Source organism: Marinobacter antarcticus (assembly GCF_011049865.1).
Taxonomy (GTDB): Bacteria; Pseudomonadota; Gammaproteobacteria; order Pseudomonadales; family Oleiphilaceae; genus Marinobacter; species Marinobacter antarcticus_A.
In genome coordinates, this window is the sequence record NZ_DRGY01000006.1 from 56,630 (window position 1) to 65,307 (window position 8,678).

At 55.0% G+C, this 8,678-nt stretch carries 9 protein-coding genes; all 9 read left to right on the forward strand.

The window, feature by feature from the left end:
* Nucleotides 1–49: 49 nt before the first annotated feature.
* The 9 genes from rsfS (at nucleotide 50) to ENI00_RS01045 (ending at nucleotide 8,633) form a co-directional block, all read left to right on the forward strand.
* Nucleotides 50–406, forward strand: a complete 357-nt coding sequence (gene rsfS / locus ENI00_RS01005) for a ribosome silencing factor (RefSeq protein ID WP_304097531.1) — start codon at nucleotides 50–52, stop codon at nucleotides 404–406.
* Nucleotides 407–408: 2 nt separating this feature from the next.
* Nucleotides 409–879, forward strand: a complete 471-nt coding sequence (rlmH, locus tag ENI00_RS01010; RefSeq protein WP_304097504.1) for a 23S rRNA (pseudouridine(1915)-N(3))-methyltransferase RlmH — start codon at nucleotides 409–411, stop codon at nucleotides 877–879.
* A gap of 9 nt (nucleotides 880–888) precedes the next feature.
* Nucleotides 889–2,787 (forward strand): penicillin-binding protein 2, encoded by a 1,899-nt coding sequence (mrdA, locus tag ENI00_RS01015; protein ID WP_304097507.1) that lies wholly within the window; start codon nucleotides 889–891, stop codon nucleotides 2,785–2,787.
* The gene (gene rodA / locus ENI00_RS01020; RefSeq protein ID WP_304097510.1) at nucleotides 2,787–3,929 is read left to right on the forward strand and encodes a rod shape-determining protein RodA; all 1,143 of its coding nucleotides are present in this window, start codon (nucleotides 2,787–2,789) and stop codon (nucleotides 3,927–3,929) included. Before mrdA ends, rodA begins: the two co-directional genes overlap by 1 nt.
* 102 nt (nucleotides 3,930–4,031) lie before the next feature.
* Nucleotides 4,032–4,985, forward strand: coding sequence for a septal ring lytic transglycosylase RlpA family protein (locus tag ENI00_RS01025; protein ID WP_304097512.1), 954 nt, complete (start codon nucleotides 4,032–4,034; stop codon nucleotides 4,983–4,985).
* A gap of 51 nt (nucleotides 4,986–5,036) precedes the next feature.
* On the forward strand, nucleotides 5,037–6,215 hold the full coding sequence (locus tag ENI00_RS01030) for a D-alanyl-D-alanine carboxypeptidase family protein (RefSeq protein WP_304097517.1): 1,179 nt from the start codon (nucleotides 5,037–5,039) through the stop codon (nucleotides 6,213–6,215).
* A gap of 31 nt (nucleotides 6,216–6,246) precedes the next feature.
* The gene (locus ENI00_RS01035) at nucleotides 6,247–6,516 is read left to right on the forward strand and encodes an HP0495 family protein (RefSeq protein ID WP_304097519.1); all 270 of its coding nucleotides are present in this window, start codon (nucleotides 6,247–6,249) and stop codon (nucleotides 6,514–6,516) included.
* Nucleotides 6,517–6,521: 5 nt separating this feature from the next.
* Nucleotides 6,522–7,160 (forward strand): lipoyl(octanoyl) transferase LipB, encoded by a 639-nt coding sequence (lipB, locus tag ENI00_RS01040; RefSeq protein ID WP_304097520.1) that lies wholly within the window; start codon nucleotides 6,522–6,524, stop codon nucleotides 7,158–7,160.
* Nucleotides 7,161–7,187: 27 nt separating this feature from the next.
* Nucleotides 7,188–8,633, forward strand: a complete 1,446-nt coding sequence (locus ENI00_RS01045) for an ABC1 kinase family protein (RefSeq protein WP_304097521.1) — start codon at nucleotides 7,188–7,190, stop codon at nucleotides 8,631–8,633.
* Nucleotides 8,634–8,678 lie beyond the last annotated feature (45 nt).

Sequence of the window (8,678 nt, forward strand, 5' to 3'; positions counted from 1 at the left end):
TGACTTTTCGGGTGGCCATTCCGGCCGGCACCCGGACAACAGGGTGATTATGCAGGCAGAGCAACTCAAAGATCTGATAGTGAATGCACTTGAAGATGTAAAGGCAAAAGACATCAGCGTTGTTGATGTACGGGATCGAACCAGCGTTACCGATTTCATGGTTCTGGCATCCGGAACGTCCAGTCGCCACATTAAATCCCTTGCGGATTCCGTTGTTGTGGACGCGAAAGAGCAGGGCGTAAGTATCGGCAGCGTGGAAGGTGGCGGCGGCAGCGACTGGATATTGGTAGACATGGGCGATGTTGTCGTCCATGTAATGCTGCCAGCGGCTCGCGAGTTTTACGATTTGGAACGCTTTTGGCGCGATGCGCCGGATGCAGATGCCGGTGTGGCGGGCAGCGAGTAACCGTGCGATTGCGCTTGATCTGCGTGGGCCAGAAAATGCCCGATTGGGTCAGTAAGGGCTATGACGATTACGCGCGCCGCATGCCCCCGGAAATGCCCCTTGAACTGGTAGAAATTGCCATGGTTCATCGTGGCAAAAACCCTGATATTCCGCGGCTTATGCAGCGCGAAAGCGAAGCAGTACTGGCCGCAACCGGTCCCAGAGACAGAGTTGTTGCCCTGGAGGTAACAGGTAGCTCCTGGTCTACTGAAAAACTGGCAAGTCAGCTTGAAAGCTGGCAGCAGGATGGGCGGGACGTCAACTTTCTCGTAGGCGGCCCGGACGGTCTGGCTGAACCTTGTCGCCAGCGCGCAGATCAGCAGTGGTCGCTCTCTCCGCTAACCTTGCCCCATCCTCTGGTGCGCATTCTGCTTGCCGAGCAGCTTTACCGAGCCTGGTCGATTACCCGTAACCACCCGTACCACCGGGCCTAGGAAGCATCCATGCCGTGGGGTGAATTCAAGGATACTGCCGCCGAGCGCAGACTGTTCCAGCGTCGCGTCGTCGTTATGCTGATGTTTGTATTTCTGCTTATGGCGGGGCTGGTTGCGCGGATGTATCAGCTCCAGGTAGTCGAGCACGATATTTACACCACGCTATCCGATAAAAACCGCGTGCAGGTTCAATCTGTACCGCCACCCCGCGGTCTTGTTTACGATCGAAATCACGAGTTGCTTGCGGAAAATCGTCCGGTATTCAGCGTTACTGTTGTGCCGGAGCGCGTTGGCGGGATGGACGCAACGCTGGAGCAGTTGTCCGGAATCCTTGATGTTTCCGATGAGGATCTGGAGCGGTTTCAGCGTCGTTTGCGAGAACCCCGGCGCCCCTTTCAAGAGATTCCACTGAGGTATGACCTGACCGAAGACGAAATTGCCCGCCTGGCCGTGCATCGGCACGAATTACCCGGCGTGGAAGTGGAAGCGGAACTGGTTCGGTATTACCCCCACGGCGAACTGACCGCGCACGCACTGGGCTTTGTCGGTCGTATTAATCGCAAAGAGCTACAGCGAATTGATCCGGTTAACTACGCAGGCACCAACTACATCGGAAAGTCTGGCGTCGAACGATTTTATGAAGACGTTCTGCATGGGAAAGTAGGCTACCAAAACGTCGAAACCAACGCTCGGGGCCGTACGCTGCGGGTTCTGGCGCGTGAAAATCCAGTGCCCGGTGAGGATGTGCAGCTGCACCTCGATCTGCGACTGCAAGAACGGGCATACAAGTTACTCGACGGCCGTCGAGGCGCAATCGTTGCGATTGAGCCCTCAACGGGCGGGATACTCGCCCTGGCCAGTGTTCCGGGTTTTGATGCTAACAAATTTGTCACCGGTATCAGCGTGCCCGACTACCGCGAATTAAGTGAAAGCAAAGATAAACCTCTGTTCAACCGCGCGTTACGGGGTCAATACCCTCCAGGCTCCACGCTCAAACCCATGCTCGCTATTGCGGCGCTTGATAGCGGTGCGGTAACGCGGGACCACAGCATCTGGGACCCAGGTTACTTTGAGTTAAAAACAGGAGGGCGTCCCTGGCGAGATTGGAAACGAGGAGGACACGGTTGGGTTGATCTGAACCTCGCCATGGCACAATCCTGCGATGTCTATTTTTATAAAGCGGCCGAGGAAATGGGCGTCGATACCATACACAGCTACCTGTCCCGCTTCGGTTTTGGCGAAGACGCGACCTTAGATGTGTCCGGGGCTTTGAGTGGTCTTTTGCCGTCTCCTGACTGGAAAAGGGCAACGCGTAACAAGCCCTGGTATCCGGGCGATACCATCAACCTCGGCATCGGCCAGGGCTTCATGCTTTCGACGCCCTTGCAGTTAGCCACCGCGACAGCGCTGATCGCCAATCGAGGGCAGTGGGTTGAGCCGCGGCTACTGAAAGATATTGAGGGAGACCATCCGGTTGAAGAATTCTTGCCCACTGAAACTCACGAACCTTTGAAGCTCAAAGATCCCAGTGACTGGGAGTTTGTAGCAGAGGCCATGGAGGAAGTGATGCAAGGAGCCAGGGGCACTGCACGGGCTGCTGGCCGGGGGGCGTCCTATCGCATGGCCGGGAAATCCGGCACGGCCCAGGTGTTCAGCCTCGCAGAAGATGAAGAATATGACGCCGATGAGGTTAGAGAACGGTTGCGGGATCACGCGCTGTTCATTGGCTTTGCGCCTGTGAAAAATCCGCAGATTGCCGTTGCCGTTATTGTTGAAAACGGTGGGGGTGGTAGCAGCACCGCAGCACCGGTGGCCCGCGCCATGTTCGATGCCTGGTTGCTGGAATTTTCAGAAACAGCTGAGGGCGCGTTGGTCAGCAAGACCGACTCTGAAAAAGAGGTGCATTGATGGCAGGTCGGGAAGTGTTCAGTTCAACTGCGAGTAACCCTCTTGGGCGCCCAAGGGGAATTTGGTCTGCCTTGCATATAGATCCGATTCTGCTTTTTTTGCTGGTGGCCCTGATCTTTTGCGGGCTGTTTGTACTTTACAGCGGTGCAGATCGCAATATTGATGTCGTTAAGGCGCAGGGTCTACGTTTTGGCATTGCCTTTGTTGTCATGCTGGTTTTTGCCCAGCTTGATCCCTCGGTTTTCCGGCGCTGGGCGCCCTGGCTTTACGGTTTGGGCATCGTTGGCCTGGTCGCTGTCATGTTTGTCGGTATCGGCGCCAAAGGGGCGCAGCGTTGGCTGGCGTTGCCAGGGTTGCCCAGATTTCAGCCATCTGAACTGATGAAGCTGGTTGTGCCCATGATGGCCGCCTGGTATTTGTCACGGTATTTTTTGCCGCCCAAACTATCGCGTGTCGGTGTGGGCCTGGTGATTGTATTGCTTCCCATGTTGTTGATCGTCAAACAGCCTGATCTGGGAACGGCGCTTCTGGTAGGAATGGCCGGGCTGTTTGTGGTGTTTTTCGCCGGTATGAGCTGGAAGCTGATCAGCGCGTTTGTCGTGATGGTTTCCGTCGCGGCCCCGGTCATGTGGTTTTTTGGAATGCGCGAATATCAGAAGCAGCGTGTACTGACCCTGCTGGACCCACAGAGTGATCCGCTGGGGGCCGGCTGGAATATTATTCAATCCAAAACGGCGATCGGCTCCGGTGGTTTCGATGGCAAAGGGTGGCTTCAAGGTACCCAGTCACACCTCGAATTTCTTCCGGAAAGCCACACGGACTTCATTATGGCGGTGCTGGCCGAGGAGTTCGGATTTGTCGGGATCGTGATACTGCTCAGTGTTTACTTTCTGATTATTCTGCGATGCCTCTACATTTCGGTGACCGCACAGGACTCGTTCAGTCGGCTGGTTGCTGCGGCGTTGACCATGACTTTTTTCATCTATGTCTTTGTGAATATGGGCATGGTGAGTGGCCTGCTCCCTGTGGTCGGGGTGCCTTTGCCGCTGATTTCGTACGGTGGCACGTCAATCGTCACGCTAATGGCGGCGTTCGGCATTTTGATGTCAATACACACCCATCGCCGGATGATCACGGCCTGATGTCAGGCCGGTAATGGTGAAGCGGGCGGGGAACCCGTTACAATGGTGTGTGCTGCGGCGTTTTTCTATCTGGCGACACGTATTTCAGGGGACCCTCGGACAGTGACATCATATCGTTTACGTTTATGGCTGGCAGCGCTGGCAACTCTGGTGTTGGCCGGTTGCGCCTCATCACCCACACCGGCACCGGCCGGCACCGATCATTCATCACGCTATACGATTACCCAGGACAGAGCGCCTGATGGAAACTTCGACGTGTCCGGGTTGTCTGACGCTGTGCCCGTATACCAAGCGCCGGTACGAGCTGGAAATAAATCGCCCTATACGGTGTGGGGCAAGCATTACAGGGTGCTTGACAGCAATGATGGATACGTTGCCCAAGGCACAGCGAGTTGGTATGGCGAAAAGTTTCACGGTCACAAAACGTCTAACGGCGAGCGCTTTGACATGTACGAGATGTCCGCAGCCCACAAATCCCTGAGGATTCCCGGGTACGCAAAAGTGACCAACCTGGCGAATGGTCGTTCAGTCATCGTAAGGGTGAATGATCGTGGGCCGTTTCACGGGGACCGACTGATTGATTTGTCCTACGCGGCTGCCAAAAAACTGGGCTATCAGTCGAATGGAACCGCGCGGGTAGAGGTGGCATCAATTACGGTCAAGCCGGATGGCAGCATGTTCATAGCCGATCAGCCGTTTACCATGGGCAGACAGCAAACCGTGCAGCAACCTTTGCAGTCAGCACCTTCAGCACCCTCAGCCTCGGCGCCCCCCGTAAACAGCGCGGTTGCTGAAACCGGCGGACAGGATGCCATCCGTGGCCTGTTTGTGCAGCTTGGTTCTTTCAGCAGTCGTGATCCGGCAGAGAAACTGCAGGTTCGCGCAAAAAGTGTTCTCAACGATCCTGTGCGGGTGCGTTCTGTGGACACTGCTTCCGGGCGTTTTCACCGGGTGCAAGTAGGCCCTTTCCAGGATGAAGGCAGTGCACGAAAGATCCAGAGTTTATTGGACAAAAAAGGGTTCTCGCAGTCAATTGTGATGACCGATTCGCACTAGGTAAGCGCTAAATCACCCATAAAACACACTCAACGACGAATGACTTGACCCATGGCATTAAAATCAGCTTTTCGCTCACTCACCTTTATTTTTGCATCTCTCACGTTTGTGTTGGCGCTATCGCTATCAACCCAGGCTATGTCCCAGACCGTGTTGATTCCGTCTCCGCCGCAGATTGCCGGCAGTTCCTACGTGCTTATGGACCCGAAAAGCGGTCGCGTCATTATGGAGGAGAACAGCAACGAGCGTCTGCCGCCCGCCAGTCTGACCAAAATGATGACGGCTTATATTGTTGAGCGCGAGCTGGACGAGGGCCGGATCAAAGCGTCTGATATGGTCCCGATCAGTGTAAACGCCTGGAAAACGGGGGGGTCTCGTATGTTTATTAAAGAAGGCTCCAGCGTATCCGTAGAGAACCTCATCAAAGGCGTCGTTATCCAGTCAGGAAACGATGCGTCTGTTGCGTTGGCAGAGTTTGTTGCCGGCAGTGAAGGCGCGTTCGTTGACATCATGAACCAGCAAGCTCAGATCCTGGGCATGAAAGACACCCACTTCGAGAATGCCACGGGCCTGCCTGCACCGGATCACTTCTCCACGGCGTATGACCTGGCCGTTTTGGCCCGTGCAATTATCAACGACTACCCCGAAAATTATTCGATTTACGCAGAGAAGCACTTCACCTACAACAACATCCGACAGCCCAATCGCAACAGTTTGTTGTGGCGTGACGACAGTGTTGACGGCCTGAAAACCGGTCACACCGAAGAAGCAGGATATTGTCTGGTGGCCTCTGCGAAGCGGGACAATACCCGGTTCATCGCTACGGTAATGGGCACAAGCAGTTCGCAGGCGCGGTCCCAGGAAATTCAGAAAATGCTGAACTACGGGTTCCGCTACTTTGAAAGCGAGCGCTTGTTCAGTGCCGGCCAGGAATTGATTGAAGCGAAGGTATGGGGCGGTAAATCGGATCAGCTTTCTGTGGGCATGCTGGAAGATGCTTACGTGACGATTCCCCGCGGATCCCGTGACAGTCTTGAATCGAGTGTGGATCTTGACTCGGTGATCAAAGCGCCGATTCAGGCCGGCGATGAACTCGGACGAGTGAAGGTGTCGTTTAACGGTGACGTGCTGATTGATCAACCGGTACTCGCGCTGACAGACGTGCCCGAGGGTGGCCTGTTCAAGCGCGTCTGGGACGCTATCAAGCTGTTTTTTGTTCAATTGTTCTAGTAAGAACAACCCAACCCCGGGGGTAAACGGCATGAGTGAGCCGAAAGCACCAAAAATTGAGTTCCCGTGCGATTATGCCATTAAGGTGATCGGCGACTCCGCTCCGGATTTTACGGAATTTGTGGTGAGCGTTGTTGAACAGCATGCGCCGGGAATCTGTGAGGCCGATGTCTCCGTACAAGACAGCAGTAAGGGGCGATTCTGCTCAATTCGGCTGACCATCGTTGCAACGGGTGAGCCGCAGTTAAAAGCCTTGTTCGAAGACCTTAAGGCCAGCGGCCGTGTGCACATGGTGTTGTAAGCGCTATGCCTGAACTGATTGTCAGATCACTGGGCCAGCAGCCCTATCTGGAAACCTGGGAAGCCATGAAAAGCTTCACAGCGAACAGGGATGATGGCACAAAAGACGAACTTTGGTGCCTTGAGCATCCCAGGATTTACACCCAGGGACAGGCTGGAAAAGCCGAGCATATTCTGGCGCCCGGTGATATTCCGGTTATTCTGGTAGACAGGGGAGGGCAGGTGACTTACCACGGCCCAGGCCAGTTAGTGGTGTATCTGATGATCAACCTGACTCGCCGCAAGATGGGGGTGAGAGCGCTGGTGGATGTTATTGAGCAGGCTATTGTGCGTACACTGGGTGAACTTGGTATTAGCGCCAGACCGCGCCCGGACGCGCCCGGAGTTTACGTTGATGACGCGAAAATTGCCTCTCTCGGTCTTCGAGTCCGCCGGGGCTGTTCGTTTCACGGTTTGGCACTGAATGTTGATATGGATATGGAGCCGTTCCGGAGAATTAACCCGTGTGGCTACGTCGGATTAGCCATGTGCCAGGTGAGCGATTTTGCGGCCTCCGTGTCCATTGGAGATGCTGAGCAGCATCTGGTGGCTCAGCTGATTTTAGGCCTGGGCGGTTCCAGGGTGGATTATCGTCAGGGTTGGTAAATACGGGTCGAATTGGAAAGGTTACACATGGCATCCAAGCGTTCAGGTAATTCAGTCTCACGCATCAAGACAGGCAGCTTCGAACGTCGGCTGAGCCTGACGCGCGCAGGGCTATTTGCCGGAACACGCATGGCGTCGCACTTGGCCACCAACTGGCTTGGCACCAAGGAAAAACGAGACGAGCGCCACCGGGCCATGCTCTCAAGCCAGGCCCGGTTTTTGGTGGAAGAGCTCGGTGAGCTGAAAGGCAGCGTGGTAAAAATCGGCCAGGTGATGGCGCTTTACGGCGAACATTTTCTGCCTGAAGAGGTTACGGAGGCGTTGCACACTCTGGAAGACCAGACGACGTCTCTTGAATGGCCGGCGATAGAACGCGTTCTTAAAGCCGAGTTGGGCCCGGATCAGCTGGCAGAATTGGATATAGATCCGGACCCCATTGGCGCAGCCTCGTTAGGACAGGTTCATCGTGCTCTTCGGCGCAGCGATGGTCTGGAGCTCGTCTTGAAGGTTCAGTACCCAGGTGTTGCAGACGCGGTAGACAGCGATTTGAACGCCGTGGCGCAATTGCTCAAAGTCGCCCGTTTGGTGAGCTTCGGGCCGGAATTCAATGACTGGCTGGAAGAAGTCCGGCGCATGATGCACAGAGAGGTCGACTACCGGCTGGAGGCGCGCACTACGGAAAAATTCCGGCAAATGCTTGCTGACGACCCACGGTTTGTAGTGCCCCAGGTACTGCCGGAGTTTTCTACCGCACATGTTATCGCGTCTACCTATGAACACGGCCACTCGGTGAATTCAGATGTCGTGCGTGAGTTGTCGCTTGAGCGTCGCAGCGAACTGGGCAAGGCGGCACTTGAGCTTTTCTTCCGGGAATTGTTCGTTTGGGGAGAAATTCAGACAGATCCAAATTTTGGTAACTACCGCATTCGTATCGCGGGAGAGGAGGGCGAAGGTGTTGAGTACGATCGCATCGTGCTTCTGGATTTCGGGGCGGTGCAGTCGTATTCCAGAGAGTTTCTTGACCCGGTCATTCAGATGATTCGGGCCTCCTATGAAGATGATCTTGAGGCCGTGATCGACGGGGGTGTCAAGCTTCGCTTCATGAGCACGGATTGGCCAAACGACGTGTTGGAAAAGTTTGGCCAAATTTGTATGTCTGTGTTGGAGCCCCTTTCCCCTGACCACAAAGACTGGCCGGATTACGCGATTAACGACAAAGGCCAATACCGCTGGAAGCAAAGCGACCTTCCCTCGAGGGTTGCCCGACAAGCGGCTCGGTCAGCTGTAAGCCGTTACTTTCGGGTGCCGCCCAGTGAGTTTGTATTTCTGAATCGCAAGCTGATCGGGGTTTACACGTTTATTGCTGTGCTTTATTCCGAGTTCAACGGTGAGCCACTGTTGCGCAAATACGTTTACGGTGAGGGCGATGATACGCCCGATGCTTCCGCGACCAGCCAGATTACAAAAGCATAGCGCAAGCCCTTGCCAATACCCACCAGCACAAAGAAGTTGAGCCAA

Coding starts and splice junctions, on each gene's coding strand:
- rodA (WP_304097510.1), top strand. CDS start 2,787: ATGGCAGGTCGGGAAGTGTTCAGTTCAACTGCGAGTAACCCTCTTGGG.
- ENI00_RS01030 (WP_304097517.1), top strand. CDS start 5,037: ATGGCATTAAAATCAGCTTTTCGCTCACTCACCTTTATTTTTGCATCT.
- mrdA (WP_304097507.1), top strand. CDS start 889: ATGCCGTGGGGTGAATTCAAGGATACTGCCGCCGAGCGCAGACTGTTC.
- ENI00_RS01035 (WP_304097519.1), top strand. CDS start 6,247: ATGAGTGAGCCGAAAGCACCAAAAATTGAGTTCCCGTGCGATTATGCC.
- rsfS (WP_304097531.1), top strand. CDS start 50: ATGCAGGCAGAGCAACTCAAAGATCTGATAGTGAATGCACTTGAAGAT.
- ENI00_RS01045 (WP_304097521.1), top strand. CDS start 7,188: ATGGCATCCAAGCGTTCAGGTAATTCAGTCTCACGCATCAAGACAGGC.
- lipB (WP_304097520.1), top strand. CDS start 6,522: ATGCCTGAACTGATTGTCAGATCACTGGGCCAGCAGCCCTATCTGGAA.